Raw genomic sequence first — 17759 nt, 5'->3', positions numbered from 1 at the left:
GCGGTGATCGGCAACGTTCCGTTCGGTGGGTTCACGGTGCACGACCCGATCCACAATCCGGCCCGCCACCGCATCCACAACCACTTCCTTCTCAAGTCGCTCAACCTCACCGCTCCCGGCGGCTACGTCATGGCGATCACCACCGCCGGAACACTCGATGCCGCCTCGGACAAGGCGCGCCGCGACATGCACGCCGTCGCCGACCTCGTGGGCGCGGTGCGGTTGCCCTCGACCGCATTCGAACGGGTCGCCGGCACCCAGGTCGTCACCGACGTGCTGGTGTTCCGCCGCCGGGAACCCGACGCCGCCGCCCCTGCGGACGCCGAGTGGCTGCACTCTGACCTCGTCGCCCTCCCTGACCGAACCGGCGAGACCACCGAGATCGGCGTGAACCGCTACTTCACCACCCACCCCGAGCACGTGCTGGGCACGATGCGGGTCGATCGCGGGCTCTACCGCGACGGGATGCTCGTCGTGGCCGCCGAACCCGGCAACGATGTCGCCGCCGACCTCGACGACCGGCTGACCGGCATCGTCGACGCCGCCCTGGAACGCGGCGACGGACTGTTTCTCGCCGACGACACCACCACGGCCGCCGGGATGGAGTTCACCGCCGGCGCCCTCGACGCCGACGCCCTCTACGGCGAGGACATCCCGATCGGGCACGTCAGCTACGACGAGACCACCGGGGTGTTCACCCGCCGCGGGATCGACGGCGACGAACCGATGAAGGTGCCCGCGACCCGCACCACCGAGACCCGACACCTGTTGCGGCTGCGTGACCTGTTCGCGGCCACGATCGCCGCCCAACGCACCCAGAGCAGCCGCGCCGAGCGTGACGCGCTGCGCGCGGACCTCAACGAGGTCTACGACGCGTATCTGAACACCTACGGCCCGGTGAACCGGTCGAAGCTGGTGGGCGGCAAGGAACGCACCGCCGAGCAGGCCGCGAAGAAGTTCGCAGAACTCGAAGCCAAGTGGCGTACTGCCCACCGCGACGCCGACGGCGCCGACTATCCCGGCCCGCTGCCTGAGGATGTGGCGGCCGAGCTCGATGAGAAGGCATGGCAGGTCAGCGCACCCTCGCGGCGCCAAACCCATCTCGATGCGGTACGCGATGATCCGGGGATGGCCGGCGTGCTGGCGTTGGAACGCTACGACGACCAGACCGGCACCGTCAGCAAGAACGCAGTGTTCTCCCGCGACGTTGTCGTGGCGCCGGTCCCGGTGTCGCGCGCGGATACCCCGGCCGAAGCTGTCGCGATCAGTCTCGGTGAACGCGGACGGGTCGATCTCGACCGCGTCGCCGAACTGCTCGACCAACCCACCACGCACGCACGCGAGTCGATCCGCGGTCTGGTCTACCCCGACCCCGACATGCCAGAGGACCTGATACCCGCGGCGACCGCGTTGTCGGGCAACGTACGTGCCAAACACGCCCGCGCCGCCGAAGCCGCCAGCACCGACCCCGGGAACCGGGACTGGGCAGAGCTAACACAAGCACTGGCGCAGGTGATTCCGGCCGACAAGCAGCCCTCCCAGATCGGGTCGGTCAAACTCGGACCGACCTGGATCGAGCCGCGCGACTACGAGGCGTTCGTGCGCGAGACCTTCGGCGCCGACAGCGTGCAGGTGTCACGTGCGGCGGGCACGTGGTTGGTCGAAGTCCCACCGTTTGAACGCAATAGCGCGCTGATGCGCACCGAGTACGGCGCCGACAATGCCGACAGGAAGAACAAGGCGCTCGATGCGGTCGACCTCACCGAGATGCTGCTCAACCAGCGCTCGATCGTGGTCAAGAACTCCAAGCCAGCGCAGGAGGAGGGGGCGCCGGAAGTCGATGCCCAGGCCACCATCCTCGCCCAGGTCCAAGCTGAGAAGATCACCACCGAGTTCCGGTCGTGGCTGTGGTCGGATGATGAGCGCCGCGACCGCCTCGTCGCTGAGTGGAATCGCCGCTTCAACACCTGGGTCCGGCCCGAACACGACGGATCACGGTTGGCACTGCCCGGTCTGTCCCCGGTGTTCGAGCCGCACCCCTACCAACGCGATGCGGTAGCGCGGATTCTCGCCGAGCCGACCGTGCTGCTCGATCACGTGGTCGGCGCCGGGAAGACCGGCACGATGTTCATGTCGGCGATGGAGGCCAAACGCCGCGGCCTGGTCACTCAGCCGTGGATCGTGGTGCCCACCCACCTCATCGAGCAGTTCGGCCGCGAAGTGAAGATGTGGTACCCCGCGGCCAACGTGCTCGTGGGACGCAAAGGCATGTCGCCTGAGGACCGTCGCGTGTTCGCCGCACAGACCGCGACCAGCGACTGGGACATGGTCATCATCCCGGCGTCGGTATTCTCCGCGATCCGGGTGCATCCGCAACGACGCGCTGACTACATCGCCGGCCAGGTCGCCGAACTCGACGCCGAATTGTCCGCGAGCGCAGGCGACATGACCCAGGCGACAGTCAAGAAAGTCGAACGCGCGAAGAAGGAGCTCGAGGACCGCCTCGCCACCGCGACCGAGCAGGCCACCAAGGACCACGGGGTGTTGTTCGAAGACACCGGCGCGGACTATCTATTCGTCGACGAGGCCCACGAGTACAAGAACAAGGGCCGCCAGTGCACGATCGACTCCCTGTCACTGACCGGGTCGAACAAGGCCGAAGACCTGTCGATGAAGCTGGACTACCTGCGTGAACGCCGCCAACACCAGGCGGCCGCGGCCGGGCGGATCATCACCCCGGGCGCCGAGCGGGTCGCCACCTTCGCCACCGGCACCCCGATCGCGAACTCGCTCGCCGAGTCGTGGGTGATGCAGCAATACCTACGCCCGGATGTGCTGGAGGTGGCCGGGGTTCGCTCGATCACCGACTGGGCGGCGTCGTTCACCGCGACCCGCTCCGAGACGATCCCCAACGCCACCGGCACCAAACTGCGGGTGGTGTCGAAGGTGTCGGCGTTCGCGAACCCGAAAGAGATGTTCGCCATGGCCGCCCAGTACACCGACGTCGTTGTCCGTGAACAGGTCCCAGCGAACCTCCCCGTCCATGACGGGAGGCAGATCATCACCAGCACACCCGGTCAGGAGCGGCGCGATTTCATCGCCGACCTGGACTACCGGGCCGACCATCTCGACCCGCGCCGCGCCGACATCGACAACGTGCTCAAGATCCTCAACGACGGCCGCAACGTTGCGCTCGACCCGGCGCTGGCCAACCTCGACCCGGATCCGGGAAACACCCGCGCCGATGCCGTGGCCGAACAGGTCGCCCGCATCTACCACGCCACCGCCGACAACGAATATCTCACCGAGGAAGGGGAGCGGTCCCCGATCCGCGGGGCGTTGCAGCTGGTGTTCTGCGATCGTGGCACCCCGCGACCCGACGGCCCGTCGGTGTACTCCAACCTCAAAGACCTTCTCGTCGAGCAATATCAGGTGCCCGCGGAGAAGGTCGCGTTCATCCACGACGCCAAGTCGCCGTCGCAGAAACTGGCGTTGCAGGCCGACTGCCGTGCCGGTCGGATCGCGGTGCTGGTCGGGTCGACCTCGAAGATGGGCACCGGCATGAACGTCCAAGGCCGCCTCATCGGTCTGCACCACATGGACGTGCCGTGGCGGCCCGCCGATCTCGAGCAACGCGAAGGCCGGATCATCCGGCAGGGCAACCAGAATCCGCGGATCGAGATTCTGAACTACGTCACCGCAGGCACCACCGACACCGTCATGTGGTCGAAAGTCGAATCCAAGGCGGCGTTCATCGAACAGGCCAAACGCGGCCAGCTCGACGACGTCGCCGAAGTCGACGACATCGCCGACGACTCAATGTCTGAGGCGGCTGCGGCGACCAAAGCCGCCGCGACCGGCGACGAACGGTTCCTCGAAATGGCCACCCTGGAAGACGAGGTGAAAAGCCTGTCCGCACTGGCCAGCGCGCACGCCGACTCCCGCTCTCATGCGCGGCGGGTCGTGGCCGCCGCGGACCGGGCCATTCCACGGTTGGAAGGCAGCATCGAGAAACTGGATCTTCTGTTGGCCGGTCATCAGGAGTGGATTGACGCCGGCAAGGAGTTCGTCGTCACCGGTGCCCGTCCGCTATCGAAGCGTCCGGAGCGGTCCGAGGTGCTGTTGCGGCGGGTGACCGCGGTCTACCACGAGCTCAAAGGTGCCGGCATGAAGCAGTCCATGCCGATCGCGTCGATACCGTCGGGGCTCCAGGCGCACGCCTCGCGCGAGTTCGCCCAGGACAAGATTCACGTGTGGCTCGATTGCCCGGGGCGACCCGGGTTCACTCTCGACGCCTCCCAGGTGTTCACCACTGCCGAGCGGCGCACCGCCACCGCGTCCGGGCTCGCCACCCGTCTGGAGAACCTGTACACCGGCCTCGACGACACCCGTGCTCAACTGGTCGCCGACATCGCCAGCTACCGCCGCGAAGTCGAGGTCAACGCGCCGCGTATCGACGCACCGTTCACCCAGGCGGATGAGTTGCAGACCAAACAGGTTCGGCTGCGACAACTGCGGATGGAGATCGAACGCGCCCAGCAATCCGAGGAAGCCGTCGCAGCCCGCCAGGCCGCTGAGGAACGGATGCGAAGTGCCGGTCGTGAACCCGGCTGGAGTCTGGAACTCAACCCGACACCGGTCATGGTCGAAGAAGCCGGACTCGACCATGCCGCCGACTACATCGCCGTGATGAAACGCTCCCACCAACACCAAGCGGAGCTCCACCAAGCCGAAAAGGACACCACCACAGCAGAACCGGGAATCGGGACACTGCTCGCCGACACCCGACCCCCACCAGAAGCAGAACGCACCGAGAACACCGGATCGCAGCCCCCGCCACACGACCCGCTCGATGACGGGACACAGGCCCAACGCGACCCGGACCTGGACTTGTGAGCGCAACAGGGACGTTCACCGCGCTCAGGCGGAGGCGTTGGCGGGTGCGAGCTCGCTGTCGCACCTCCGATGCGGTTCTCGGCCCGGCCGGCGTGCAGGTCAAGCAGGCCGCCTCGGACCTGACTCGACAAGGGGCAACCGCGCACAAGAACCTGCCACGTCAAGATCGCCTGGCCCCCAGAAGCCCGCCCCGCGGCGGTGACCCACCGGACAGGCGTGGCTCGCCACGCGCGACCAGCATCGCCTGTCCCTGGTTCGTGATAGAAGCGAACCGCCACACCCGCGCACCCATCACCAGCAACCGATACCGAACAGGACGTGACTTCATGCCTTTGCACACAGCTCGACTCTCCACCGCCGTCAAAACCATCGTCGCCGGACTTCTCATCACCGCCGGCCTCGCCACTGGCCTCGGCCTCGGTAGTGGGCAAGCGCACGCGAAGATCGACGACGGCCGATATAAGTACCAGCTGGTCATGTACGGCGTCATCCCCTACCCGGAATCCAACGCGCGAGTGATCGGCAACCGTCTGTTCCAAGACATCTACGGCGTCGGACCGTGGAATGCCACCAACAGCCACATCACCCAGACCCGCAACGGCGGCATCGTCTCGATCGCCGGTGACCCAGTCGCGCACTGGTACTCCCGCATCGAACTACGCAAGACACCACACGGCTACAAAGGTGTTCTGTTCGCCGGAGGCGTTCCCACCGGCGACGTCTACCTACGTAAAGTCCGCTGAGCACACAAAGGGTCGCGCAGGAAGTGCCTGTGCGACCCTTTGCCGTTCGGTGCGATCGGGCGGACCGGCGCTGTCGGGCCTGGCGGTGCTGGCCAACAGTGACGTTCACCGCGTTCCGACTGAGGCGCCGACGAGGTAGACGTCCTGGCACTACCATTCTCGATGGCAAAGGCTGGGGTTACGAAAGGGAATACACGATGCTGACGAGGTCGGGGATACGCGCGGGGGTCGCGGGTGCGGCGCTCAGTCTCGCGATAGCTACCGGCGGGGCGGTGCTGTCCAGTCCGCCGGCGCAGGCCGCGCGGATCGTCGAGACGTCGCAACCGGGTGTGGTGGTGATCGAACTCAGCCACGCCGACACCGTGGCCGCCGCCCACCTCGGCGCCGGTCGGGTCATCAACGCTGTTCTGGGCAACGACTACTGGGGCGTCATCCTGGAAACCGACTCCCGCTATCGCGCCGGGGCGTACTACCGTCCGGACAAGGCCGCCAGCTGGAATGACGTGACCGGCCACCAGGTCATCTCCGAGGCCGCCGCCCACCCGGGCGGGCGGGTCGTGATCGCGGTCTACGTTGATCGAACCAAGAGCCTGAACGGACATCCGCTGTGGATACAGCAGGTCTGGTGACCGACTCACCGACGAAGGAGCAGACGTGCCGTATCTCGGGTTGATCTACCTGGTGATCCTGGTCATCGCGCTGATCGACATCATCAAAACCGACGACGCCGCCGTGCGGGGGCTGCCCAAGTTCGCCTGGGTAATCCTGGTGGTGATGCTGCCGTTGGTCGGCGCGCTGGTGTGGCTGGCAGTCGGGCGGCCCGTAGGCGATGAACGACCACACCGGCAGCATGCGGGTGCGGCCAGCGAGTTCCCGGAATACGACCACCCTGGCCGCTACATCCCGCAAGACCCCGAGGCAGACCGAGAGTTCCTCCAGCAGTTGCGAGATCGCGCCGAACAGCAACGCCAGACCGCCCGCGAACAGCAACGCGCCGCCGACCGATCTGACCGCCCAGACGACAACGGTCCCGGCTAGAACCGATCAGCGTTCAAGAGCGGAGCAACCCAACGTGTGCCCGATTTCGCAAAGTCGGCCCAGCGTGGCCTGGGTTTGTGGTTTCGGGAAAGTCAGCCGTGTTATTCTACTACTGGAAAACGTGCCGACAGGATCGGTCGTTATTGTGCAAGCGCCTCAGCCGCAGGGCTGGGGCGCTTTGCTTTTGTATGGTCGGTGGGTGCCGCAGAGAATCACCGCTGTTGTGTCGCCCGCCCGGTTGCAGCCGTATCGGGACCACTGGACTGCGCAGTCGGGCGGCGTGGCCGGCAGTGAGGCGGCGATCGCAGCACTGTACTTATGGCAGGTCGGCATGAGTGCTGCCTGGTACGAGGTGCTGGCGTTCACCGAGATGGCGGTACGCCATAGCCTCGACACCGAGCTGCGCAAGTGGAACGCCGCGCAGCCGGGATGCGGCCCTGATTGGCTACGTAAGCCAGCGACACCGCTCAGCGGAGTCTTGGGGTCGCGCACGCTCAAACGGGTCGCCTACGAGGCCGGCAAAGCCAGCGATCAGCGGTCGGAGCACGACCCGGACTTCGGTGTACATCCCCGCAGTGGTCACGAGGTGGTTCATGACGATCTGGTCGCGCAGCTGACGTTCGGCAATTTGGTGCACCTGCTACCTAACGATCCGCCCAGCGAGGAGAAGCGAAAGTCACTGCGTTCGGGCTATACCAAGCATGAGCAGTTGTGGCTCAACGCTACGAAGACAGCGTTCCCCAACCTGGACCAGGTATGCGGGAACCGGCGGTGGGCCAAGTACCCACCGCACACCCCAGTACCCGAGGCAGTCGCACCGGGGTATGCGCTGGCTGCTGCACTGGAACGGTTGCGTCGACTTCGCAACCGGGTGGGACATCACGAACAGACCTTCCGAGTTCGCCACACCGACCGGCATCGGGACGCGATGTATGTGATCCGAGCGATCAACATCAACGCCCATATCGCGGTGCACAGTGTGTCCCGGGTTCGCGGGGTGTTGGCGACTCAACCGCGCCCGTAATCCGGCGCCGGACGTCGGGTCTGTGCGAGCTTTGCTGAGCCGGGGTATTGAAAGCTCGATCTCACTGACAGGGGCACGGACGACATGACCACGACCTCAACCGGCCGCCGGGCGCCGTTGTCTGATGACTCCACTCTGATTGAGTGGTTTTTGCACCGCAAGCTCGCGTTGGGAGTGATCGGCACCGAGAGGAGTGGCCGCATCCCATGGCATCCCGGTGGTAGTTCAATTGCGCAGGCGGCCAACGACGCTGCGTTGACCGAGGCCGTGTGGGAGGTGATCTCCCGGCAGAAGGTGCCCAGCGGTGTGGCGTTGATCGCCTCTGGTGAGATCAAGGTTGGCGACCTCGTATGGTTCGAGGACGATGTGTGGTTCAAGGACGTCGCCCGCGCATACGAGGCTGGGGATGACCCCGAGGGAGCGAAGTTTCACTGGAAGGTTGATGTCGGTCGAAATGTGAAGGTGGCAGGGCATTTCAATGCCTCGCACCTGACCTCGACAACGAGCTTGTCGGTCCTGACTCGCAGGGAGACTGTGTTCATTCTCGGTTATGTCACCCGGGTCACAGATACTGACGTCGGTCTGCGGCCGGTGATCATCGCGCACCGCGGAAAGCGCCACCATGCCGATTTTGTCGACACCAACCGCAGGATCTGGCCCGAACAAGTCGATCAGTTCGAGGGTGTGGACTTTTCGAGCAAGCCGAGCCGGAGTGAACTCAATTTGTTGAGGCATTTTTCTGAGGCCGACACCAAGAAGGCACTCCTGGAGATACTGGGTGATCCCGATGAGGATAAGGATTGGGGCGGTGAACAGTTCGATATCTGGACTGATCGCGTCACCGTGGACGGAGTCCGTTTCCAGTCGGCGTTCCTACTCAAAGGCCCTGCAAAGTTTCACCCCATGAAGATTGCGGACCTGGGGAAAAACGGGGATCAGATCAGTCGCCTCGCTGATACTGAGGCGGGTCTCCTCGTTGTGCAGCATTGCCACCGGATCACCGCGCCCGTGGCCAAGATGCTGAGCGTGTACGCGCAGCAGCCGGGTTATGGTCGGCGGTACATGCTCATCGACGGCTACTACACCGTGCGGATACTCCAGCACTTCAAGAAGCTCTAAACCCAGGCCATGGGGCACCGCTTTCGGGTCGTGTGTGCGCGAGACCTCGCCTGACGTCAATCGAGTCGAGTGGGCGGACCGGGAGGGAGGGCGTACGGACCGTCGTCGAGCGGATTAGACGCCGCTGTGATGCCCTCCAGCACCTTGGTTACCTCTGGGTCCGGGAGTCGATCCACGTGGTCTGCGAATGCTTGGTTGGCCGATTGGGCAGCATCCCTAAGGACTCGCTCAACACGCTCCACCTCGCTTGGTTCACACACCGCGAACCCCGCACCTTTCCAGTCGTCGCCGAGCGTTTCGGTACACGCTGCGCGGTAGAAGTGTCCCCACAGCAGGTGCGGTGGGTGGTTGAACCAAGGGGTCAGTTCGCGCTCCGCGGAGTACGGCACACCCTCTTCGACTTCAACTTTTGCGATCGCGATCTGCGGCAACGAGTCCGAACTCATGTCAGTCATCGTAAGCACCACTTGCGCTCACCCCTGCGGACATCGAGCGCAACCCTCTACGCAGGGCAAATTCAGAACGTGAAAGTGTGCCATTTGTTGGTTTGGATGAGTCGATCGATGTCGTCTCGGGTGAGGCGGACGAACTGTCCCCTGTGGATGTATCGCACACCCGTCCTGCCCGGTGCGACGTCGAGGTCAGATCGAACTGGCGGGGAGCCGGCCAGCCAGGCGGCCATCATCGGTTCGCCATGCGTGTCGACTGTGCGTTCCCATTGCAGCACTTTGCAGTAGTTCAGCACGGGGTCCGGATTGTCGGTGTAGCCGACCTCGATCAGCATCCACCAGTCGCCTCCATCGTTGAGAACGGGTGCGGGCATGGATTCGGTCATTGTGCGCTCCTTCGGGTGCATCGGCTGCCCGAGAGGTTAGCTGGGGGGGCAGACACGGCGCGTGTACGCGACGCGACAGCGATACCAGCAGGAGGCTCAGATCAGATGTCGTATCCGGAGTCTCGGCGTGGTGCAGTGTCCGGCGGTAGATCGTTGGTGCGGGGTGACAGCGCGGCCGACGCGGAAGTGACGGTCGCAGGTTCAGCTTGGGTTCCGGTGTCGTCGAGTGTCGCGCGGATGGAGTCTTCGACGGCCCGGGCCCTGCCGGGGAGGTCGTGACGGCGGGCCACTTCGGCTCGGGTTGCGGCGATGGCGGCGGCGGCGGCGTCGCGGTCGTCGATGGCCGTCTGGTGGAGCTGGCGAGCTCGGGCGTCGGTCTGCTCGGCGGCTGCGAGTTCGCCTGCGAGCGTGGCGGTGTCGGCGGCGCGAGCGCTCAGATCGTCCCATTGGTGTTCGGGGACGCCGACGTCCCGACGGGTCTGCTCGTGGGCGGCGGCGAGATACTGGTGCTGACGCTCAGCCGCGGCGACCGCCTCTGCGAGGCGCTGGTGATGCTGGTCGTGCTCGACGCGCGCTTTGCGGCCACGCCCGGCAGGCGGCAGTCCCGCCAGCTCGGCGCGCGCGCCGGCGACACGGGTAGCGGCGTCTGCGAGAGCGCGTCCCGCTGTGCGGGCTGTGGCGATGCGGTCGACGGTGTCGGCGAGTTCGGCGTGCTCGGCGCGCACCCGCGGCGTCCGCTCGGGCGCTGGTCGGCTGGTTCTCAGGTCGTCGACGGCGAGGGTGTGGCGGCGGGTGAGGGTGCGTAGGTGCGTGGTGAGCTGGTCGTCGCTCATGGCACGGAGTGGGTCCGCGCGCAGCCAGTCGCGCAGCTCGGCATCGACATCTTCAACGACCGCGGTGGCAGTGGCTTCGGTGGCGGGGTGGGTTGCAGACGGTGCGACCGGGTCGGGTGTGGCGACGGGTCCGGTGGCGGTGGTGGGCATGAGGTAGGTGTCGCGGTGGTGGTGGGCGGTGTGGGTGAGGGCGTGGACGTGGTTGAGGCGGTTGTCGATTCGGTAGATGCGGGTGGTGAGGTCGGCGCGGCGGGCGCGTAGGTCGGCGAGGTTGAGTTCGTCGAGTTCGCTGGCTTGTAGGCGCATGAGTTCGACGTCGGTGTCGGTGACGCGGACGCCGCCGGATTGGGCGATCGCGGACTCGAGGCGGGCGTTCGCCTCGTCGTAGACGGCGGTGAGGGCGTCGCGGTCGGCGGTCGCGGCGGTGATGCGCCACTCCAGGGCGGTGGCATCGGCCTCGGCGCGTAGCGCGGCGAGGTCGGGTGCTTCGGCGTCGCTGAGGGGGTCGAGGTCGGTGGTGTCGGTGGCGCGGAGTTGGGCGGCGGTGCGGCGCAGGGCGGTTGCCTGGTTGGTGAGGTCTTCGATGAGTTGTTCGGCCATCATCAGGTCGTGATGGTGGCCTGCGGTGTCGGCGGCTGCGGCGAACTGGTGGTCGGCAGCGGCGCGTAACGCCAGGACGTGCGGGGCCATGGCTTGCTGGTGGGCGCTGGTGCCAGCGTTGATCGCTTCGCGTAGCTGCATCATGTCGGCGGCGAGCTCGGCGAGCTGGGCGGTGAGTTCGTAACGCAGCGCGATGCATTCGGCGAGATCGCTCGGCGCGGCGAACCGATCGGGCGCGGCGACCACGTCGGCGGCGAACTCGGCGAAGGCCAGATCCTCGTAGCGGTCCAACTCCTCGACGTCGAGGTCGTCGACGCCGGGTTCGGGGGCTGGTTCGGTGGCGGTGAGCGCGGCGAGGTAGTCCTCGTCGACGCCGGCGAGCTCGTGGTCGGCGTCGGCCACGGGACCGCTGGCAGGGACCTGCGCCCACGGGTCGGACAGTCCGGCTGCTTCGGCTGCTGCTTCGGCGGCGGCTTCGTCTTCGGGGGTGGGGGGAGCCTCGGCCGGTGGGGCGAGGTCGGTGGCGTGGCTGCTGTGGGTGACGAGTAGTTCGACGCGCCAGGTGAGCAGGCGGGCGTATTCGTCGAGGCGGACGGTGTGGTCGTCGTCGGCGCCGTGGTGGAGCAGGGTGTCGGCGAGGTCGAGCAGGTTGTGGGGGGTCCACTGGGCGGGGTCGGCGGCGTTGACCGCGGCCACGAGTGCGGGCCAGGCCCGGTCGGTGAGGATCGCTTCGGCGGCGCGGTCACCGACGATCCCGACGAGTGCGTCAGCCCAGTCGGGGCGCAGTCCGGTGTTGGTCGCTTCGGCCGCGGCGGGCGCCAGCTGTCCGGACAGGCGCCACCACAGTGCGGCGGCGGGCATTTCGGTGGGCAGCGGGTTGTCGGCGAGGGCGTCGCGGGCCAGGGCGTCGACGTCGAGGCCGGCGCGGGCGGCCAGGGACAGGTGGTCGGCGAGTTCAGGCCAGTACGGGTCGGCGAGGAGGTGGGGGTCGAGGTCGCGGGCGAGGTCGGCGTAGCGGGCGGCCTCGGCGGTGGTGGTGATGAGCGCGTCGGCACGTTCGGTCAGCGCGGCGTGGCGCCGTGCCAGGGCGATGGAATCCGGGCGCGGTCCGGCGGGACGTCGGTCGGTGTCGTCGACGCCGCGGGCGGCGCGGAACACGGCGAGTTCGGCGACGAGTTCGCGGCCGCGGTCGGGGTCAGCCAGCAGCAGCGGACGCGCCCACATCGGGGCGGTGGTGGCGTCCCAGGCGGTGGCGCGTTCGGTGACAGCGGCGGCGAGGTCGGTGACGAGGGCGTCGCGGCGGGTGAGGTAGGGCGCCCACTGGGGGTCGTCGAACCCGGCGGGGACCCGCGGCAGCCAGGGTAGGGGCCCGCCGCCTGCGGAGTGTTGCTGGGTGGGGTCCAGTCGCCAGTCGAGCACGGCGGCCGGGTCGGCGGCGGTGGCCAGTTCGCGGTGGGTGATCGCGGCCTGCAGCCGCGCGATCGGGTCGTCGCCACCGAGGGCCAGCGTGGCGAGGTGGGTGCGCAGGGTGGGCCAGGCCGCGCACGCGGTGAGCGTGCCCGCGGGGGTGCCGGTGTGGGTGCTGTAGAGGGCGTCAGCGTCGTGTTCGAGGTCGCGCAGCGCTTTGGCGCCGAGGGTGTGTTCGGCGGCGGCACCCAGTGCGTGGTCGTAGGCGGCCGCGGCCCGGGACAGACGCAGGAACGGGTCGACGGCATCGCGTTGAGCGGTGGTCGCCGACTGTTGGGCGCCGTCGCGGCCGAGGATCGCCGCCAGGGTTTCCAGCCCCGTCTGGGGGTGGCGGGCCTTGGGGGTGGTGGCGTTGTGCGGGTCGGTTTCGGTGGTGGGCAGGTAGATGTGGTTGCCGTGGCGGCCGCGGGTCATCGCGACGTAGAGCAGCTGTCGGTCCAGGGCGTCGGAGCCGATGACGTGGCAGGTGTCGGCGGTCATGCCCTGGGCGGCGTGGATGGTGGAGGCGTAGCCGAGGGTGGTGTGTTCGGCGACGTAGTCAGCGGGTAGCTGCACGTGCCGGTTGAGATCGAGGTGCTGGGCGGTCAGGGTGCCGTCGGCGCCGATGTGGGTGACCCGCCACCGGTCGCCGTTGCGGACCCAGTCGGTGGCCGACACGCGTAGGTCCCGGCGGTTGCTGCGGGTGCTGATGATGTCGCCGACGCTGGCCGACAACCCGTCCGACAGCCGCAGTTCCGGCCCGTGCAGGTGTGGGTCGATGGCGGCCAGGCGGTCGGCGCGGGCGCGTTCGTTGAGAGCGTTGACGGTGTCGCGGGTGGCGGCGATCATCACGGTGTCGCGGCCCTGTGCGCGGTCACGTGCCCATGCCCGGTAGGCGTCATCTGCGGCGGCAGCATCGGATTCGACGTGGATGCGGCCGTGGTCGGCGTAGAAACCGAGGGCGGCGGGGTCACCGTCACGCAGCGCCAGCGACGCCGCACCTTCGGCGGCATCGGAGAACCGCACCACCTGGCTCAGGGTCAGCGCGCCGGTCTCGTGCGCGACGTCGCGCAGCACACCGCCGGCCGAGATCGAGGCGAGCTGTTGGTCGTCGCCGACCAGACGCACACTGCCACCGCGGGCGGCCACGCACCGAATGACCTCGTCGAGATCGGAGGTCGAGGCCATCCCGGCTTCGTCGACCACGACGAGGGTGTCGGGGCCGATCTGGGTGTACCAGTCGGGCAGTGTGAGGTTTTGATATGTCGGGTCGGCCAGCGTTTTCTTGGCGGCGGCGACCTTGTTGGCGAGCTCGGGTTTACCGATGGTGCGCCAGCGTGGTGTGGCGGCCAGGGCGCGGGTCTGGGCGAGTTCGCGTTCCGCGGTGGCGAGTTGGACGAGTTTGGCGGCAGTGTCGGTGGTGGTGTCGAGTTCGTCGCGCAGCACTGCCGCGGCGGCAGCGGTGGGGGCCAGGCCGATGAGGGTGCCGCCGCTGTCGGTCCACGCTCGTGCGAGGGTGCGCATGGCGGTGGTTTTGCCGGTACCGGCGGGCGCCAGGACCAGTTGCACACGGCGCCCGGAGGTGGCCAGTTCGCGAACCATGGCGGCTTGGCCGGCGTTGAGTTCGCGGCCGTTGGCGGCTTGCTCGAGCAATGCGATGTCGACGGTGGTCTCGTCGAGTCGGCGGCCGTCGGTGCGTTTGGCGGCGGCCACGATGCGGTGTTCGGCGGCGAGGATGTCGGTGCTGGTGTGCAGGGCGACGTCGTGGCGCACGAACACTGATTCGCCGTTCGCGCGACGCAACACCTCGGGTTCGTTGAGGTCGCCGTCGAGGGCGTCAGAGGACACCGCGACGCTGGTGTCGGCGGCCAGTGCGGTGTCGACGATGCGCTCCACGGCGGCGGCGAGTTCGTCGGTGTCGGTGATGCCGGCGAAGTCGCGTGCGCGCAGTTGGCGTTCGGCTTCGGCACGCAGATGCGGACGCTGCCAGCGGGCGCGCGTGGCCGAGATGTTCTCGATGCAATTGGCGGCGAGCTCGGTGCACAACTCGTCGGTGAACTCCGGATGTTCACGGGTGCGGGGGCGAGGATGGGTGGCCTCGTGCACGAGGTCGCTGATCGCCCGATCGCCGCCGAGGATGCGTCGTGCATCGGCCCGCCACGCCTGGCGCTGCTCGGCATAGGAGCGTGGTTCGTGTTTGGCTTCGCGGGTGTCCAGGGTGGCTTGCTGGGCCAGATCGAACGCCTCACCGGTGGTGGGTTCGCGGCCGTGATCGGCGAGGAACTGCTTCGACAGTTCATCGATCCGTTCCTCGATCGCCGCGCGCCGCGACGACCACCGGGCCATCAGTTCGGCGGACACACCGTCGATCTCGCGGACAGGTCGCTTGCGCACATCGGCTGAGAACCGTTCGCTGAACGACACCCCCAAATCGCGTTGGAGGTACAGCTCGATGCGCGAGTTGTACACCTCCGAGGCCGACACGGTGGCCTTGAACAACGGGGTACCGTCCAGGGCCATCCACCGGGTGATCCCGGCGGCGTCACGCACCCGCACTTTGTTGGAGATGGCGACGTGGGTGTGCAGGTCCGGGTCCCCGGCGCGGGAGTCGCGGTGGGTGAACGCTGCTGCGATCAGACCGTCGGTGTCGACCTGGGCGATGCCGTCGGTTCCCAACCGCGACAGGCACGCTTCGCGTTCGATGAACGCCAGTGCATCAGCGACCGCCTGACGGTGGGCGGCCTCGATCTTCTCGGCCATCGGCAGCGGGGCGACGGCCCACAACGCCGACACCGATTTCACCGGGCTGAACGTCATGTCGTAACCGGCAACCGCCGACTGACGCCGACGGCTTTCCTGCGCGATGAAACCCGACAGCTCACGCGAATCCCGCGGCGGCCGACGGTAGGTTTTCGTGAATCGCTCGCGGCCCAACTCCGTGCGCAACGCCGCCCGGGTGTCGTCGTCGATGACCGCATCCCACCGCTCGCCGCGAGCGAGGTTGTGGTCACGGAACACCACCGCGAGTTCCTGTAGAAACTCCGGGAATTCGTTGTAGACGGCGTAGGCGTTGCCCAGTTTCGTCGCCGCCAACGCCTCGGCCGTTCGGCAGTCCGAGGACGCCACGGCGTGCTGCTCGATCGCGGTCGCGTTGGGGTGGCGCCCCTCACCGAACAGGGCCTTCATCTGCGCCGCCGACACCATCGACCCGGCCTCCACGGTGCGCGCCTCGGCGAGCTCATCAGCGACGTCCAGACCCGAACCGACGTCCGCCAATCCGGCCAAGCCGGAGCCGATCCACTGCCCCGGCGAGTCACCTTTGGCGCTGTAGTAGTCGGCCAGCGAGACCCGGCCTTTGTCGGTGGCGTCCATCGCCGCAACGGATTTCGTCAGGTACTCATACCCGTCGCCGGCGGTCAGTTTGTGGATGGTCGCGGTCACTCAGGTCACCGCCGGAACGGACGCAGCTCGTTGGCCCGGGCCACCGCAGTGACGCTCGCGCGGTGCGCCCGGACCAGCTCGGCGATGACTCCGCTGGCAACCTCGTCGCCGCCCTCGATCCGCGCGGTCAACCCCGCGAGGAGTTCGGCTGTGGCGGTAGGGGAGTCCAGCACCTGGGCGACCGCATCCTGGGCGGTCATCCCAGTCGCGGCGGGCCGGTCGTGGCGGCGGACCCACGCCGCGCGACGGCAGTCCGTCGAGCACCATCGCCGCGGCCGCCCGCGCCGCGGCGAGCCGTCTCCGGGCAGCACGCCACCGCAGTGATCGCACGCCCCGGCACCGGCCATGGCTGCATTCTGACACATTAATTTCGTCGGACGAATCCAGTATGCAAGAGGTGTGTGGAAGTTAAAGGTGTTTCGGGTTCATGGGGTGAGGTGTGGTGCGGGAGTAGTTCGGGGGCGTTGGTGCAGGTGAGGGTGGGGATGAACGGAATGGGGAGGCGGGAACGGAGGGCGATTGGAAGGGAAGTGGCAGTGAAATGCTCACGGAGAAGCCGCGTGTGGCGGTGGCGAGTGGGCGTTGGCCGGCGTTATCGTGTCGGGTATGCCGTCGAACAATTCAAAACTCACTGCCAGTCAGGCGCGCGCTGCTGCGCGCAAACGAACGCTCGGGGCGTTGGAGACGCGCCGAGCCGCGGAACGCGAGAAACTCGAACGCAGACTCGAAGCTGAGTTGCGGGTGATGGAAGCCAACGAGGCCAACATCGCCGAGTTCCTGCAAGCCGACTCCGAACTCGCCGCTGCCGAAGCAGAGTTGCGAGTGATCACCGAGCGGTCAGCGAAGGCGAAAGCCACCGCGCTCGCCGCGATCGCCGAGCGAGTAGGAAGTGTTAGTGGCGCGGCCGATCTCGTGGAGATCAGTGCCGCGAAAGCCAAGACGCTGCTGCGCGAGGCGGGCCTGTCCGTCGCGACGAAGAAGGCCGCCTCGAGCCAGGAGTCGACACCGGCCCCAGCCACCCCCGACGCGGCCACCGATGAGAGCCACACCGAACCATCCGATCCCGCGGTGATGTCGGCCTAGGGTTCTACGGTTCGGCCATGAGTGTCGACCCTGACCACGATCAACTCGGCCTGTTCGCGGTGCCGGCCACCCACCTGGCGGTCGGCACCGCGACACCGGTGCCGGGTGTGGTCACCGACCCAACGCTGATGCCCGATGCTCGCGCCGAGCAACACTTCTGGCAGCACGTCGTCCTCACACCGCGTGGCTGCTGGTACTGGATCGGTGCGATCAGCTCCCCCGACGGGTACGGCCGATTCACCTTCCGCCGCAACAACCGTCAGCGAGCGATCAGCGCGCACCGTCTCGCGCTGCTGCTGGTGCACCCCGACCTCGGTGCCGACGCCGCCGACATCGGCGAGCACTACTGCAACGAACCGCTGTGCGTCCGTGTCGATTCCGCACACGTGCGCATCGGCACCCAGACCAACAACCTCACCTACGCAGTCGGCCTCGGCCGCCACCGCGGATCACGACCAACCACCGCCATCGACCGCGCCGCACGCTCAGTGATGCTGCGCACCTACCTACGCGACGGCGGCGACCCCGAACAAGCACACCGGCTGTTCCAACCCGTGCCGTCCACACCCGCAGACCAACTCGGCCTGTTCTGAAACAGCAAGACCGCCTTGTGTTAGTGGCTGGCGAGTGCAGAATCGCATCGTGGCCGACCGCAGAGCCTCCGACGAGCACTACGTCCTCGACCTGTGCGACGAGCTTCT

12 protein-coding genes are annotated in these 17759 nt (G+C 67.4%); 8 read left to right on the top strand and 4 right to left on the bottom strand.

Translation table 11 applies throughout. The features are described from left to right. Window positions 1-3 precede the first annotated feature (3 nt). The 6 genes from BLU62_RS04490 (at window position 4) to BLU62_RS04465 (ending at window position 8820) form a co-directional block, all read left to right on the top strand. Entirely contained in the window at window positions 4-4896 is a 4893-nt protein-coding gene (locus BLU62_RS04490) for a helicase-related protein (protein WP_011161171.1), read from the top strand. A gap of 326 nt (window positions 4897-5222) precedes the next feature. Continuing rightward, window positions 5223-5639, top strand: coding sequence for a hypothetical protein (locus BLU62_RS04485; RefSeq protein ID WP_011161170.1), 417 nt, complete (start codon window positions 5223-5225; stop codon window positions 5637-5639). A 197-nt stretch (window positions 5640-5836) separates the two neighbouring features. Further along, window positions 5837-6268: a hypothetical protein gene (locus BLU62_RS04480; RefSeq protein ID WP_011161169.1), complete on the top strand. Its 432-nt coding sequence runs from the start codon at window positions 5837-5839 to the stop codon at window positions 6266-6268. A 25-nt stretch (window positions 6269-6293) separates the two neighbouring features. Next, entirely contained in the window at window positions 6294-6677 is a 384-nt protein-coding gene (locus BLU62_RS04475; protein WP_011161168.1) for a PLD nuclease N-terminal domain-containing protein, read from the top strand. Window positions 6678-6876: 199 nt separating this feature from the next. Beyond that, window positions 6877-7701: a hypothetical protein gene (locus BLU62_RS04470; protein WP_011161167.1), complete on the top strand. Its 825-nt coding sequence runs from the start codon at window positions 6877-6879 to the stop codon at window positions 7699-7701. An 84-nt stretch (window positions 7702-7785) separates the two neighbouring features. Then, entirely contained in the window at window positions 7786-8820 is a 1035-nt protein-coding gene (locus BLU62_RS04465) for a hypothetical protein (RefSeq protein WP_011161166.1), read from the top strand. 56 nt (window positions 8821-8876) lie between these two features. On the opposite strand, the gene BLU62_RS04460 is transcribed toward BLU62_RS04465, so the two are convergent. The 4 genes from BLU62_RS04460 to BLU62_RS04445 all read right to left on the bottom strand — a co-directional run bounded on the left by BLU62_RS04460 (window position 8877) and on the right by BLU62_RS04445 (window position 16322). Next, window positions 8877-9266 carry a hypothetical protein gene (locus BLU62_RS04460; protein WP_139179994.1) on the bottom strand — a complete coding sequence of 130 codons (390 nt, stop codon included), beginning with the start codon at window positions 9264-9266 and terminating at the stop codon, window positions 8877-8879. A 71-nt stretch (window positions 9267-9337) separates the two neighbouring features. Further along, on the bottom strand, window positions 9338-9655 hold the full coding sequence (locus tag BLU62_RS04455; protein ID WP_074848374.1) for a hypothetical protein: 318 nt from the start codon (window positions 9653-9655) through the stop codon (window positions 9338-9340). A 101-nt stretch (window positions 9656-9756) separates the two neighbouring features. Beyond that, a complete protein-coding gene (mobF, locus tag BLU62_RS34320) occupies window positions 9757-15975 on the bottom strand; it encodes a MobF family relaxase (protein ID WP_011161163.1) in 6219 nt (2072 codons plus the stop codon). 5 nt (window positions 15976-15980) lie between these two features. After that, window positions 15981-16322: a hypothetical protein gene (locus BLU62_RS04445; RefSeq protein WP_244278065.1), complete on the bottom strand. Its 342-nt coding sequence runs from the start codon at window positions 16320-16322 to the stop codon at window positions 15981-15983. A gap of 331 nt (window positions 16323-16653) precedes the next feature. On the opposite strand from BLU62_RS04445, the gene BLU62_RS04440 reads away from it, so the two are divergent. Beyond that, window positions 16654-17058, top strand: coding sequence for a hypothetical protein (locus BLU62_RS04440; RefSeq protein WP_074848371.1), 405 nt, complete (start codon window positions 16654-16656; stop codon window positions 17056-17058). A gap of 17 nt (window positions 17059-17075) precedes the next feature. Next, on the top strand, window positions 17076-17651 hold the full coding sequence (locus BLU62_RS04435; RefSeq protein WP_011161160.1) for a hypothetical protein: 576 nt from the start codon (window positions 17076-17078) through the stop codon (window positions 17649-17651). Window positions 17652-17759: the final 108 nt, after the last annotated feature.

This window comes from Gordonia westfalica (assembly GCF_900105725.1).
Lineage (GTDB): Bacteria > Actinomycetota > Actinomycetes > Mycobacteriales > Mycobacteriaceae > Gordonia > Gordonia westfalica.
This window is presented reverse-complemented; position numbering and strand designations above follow the sequence as displayed.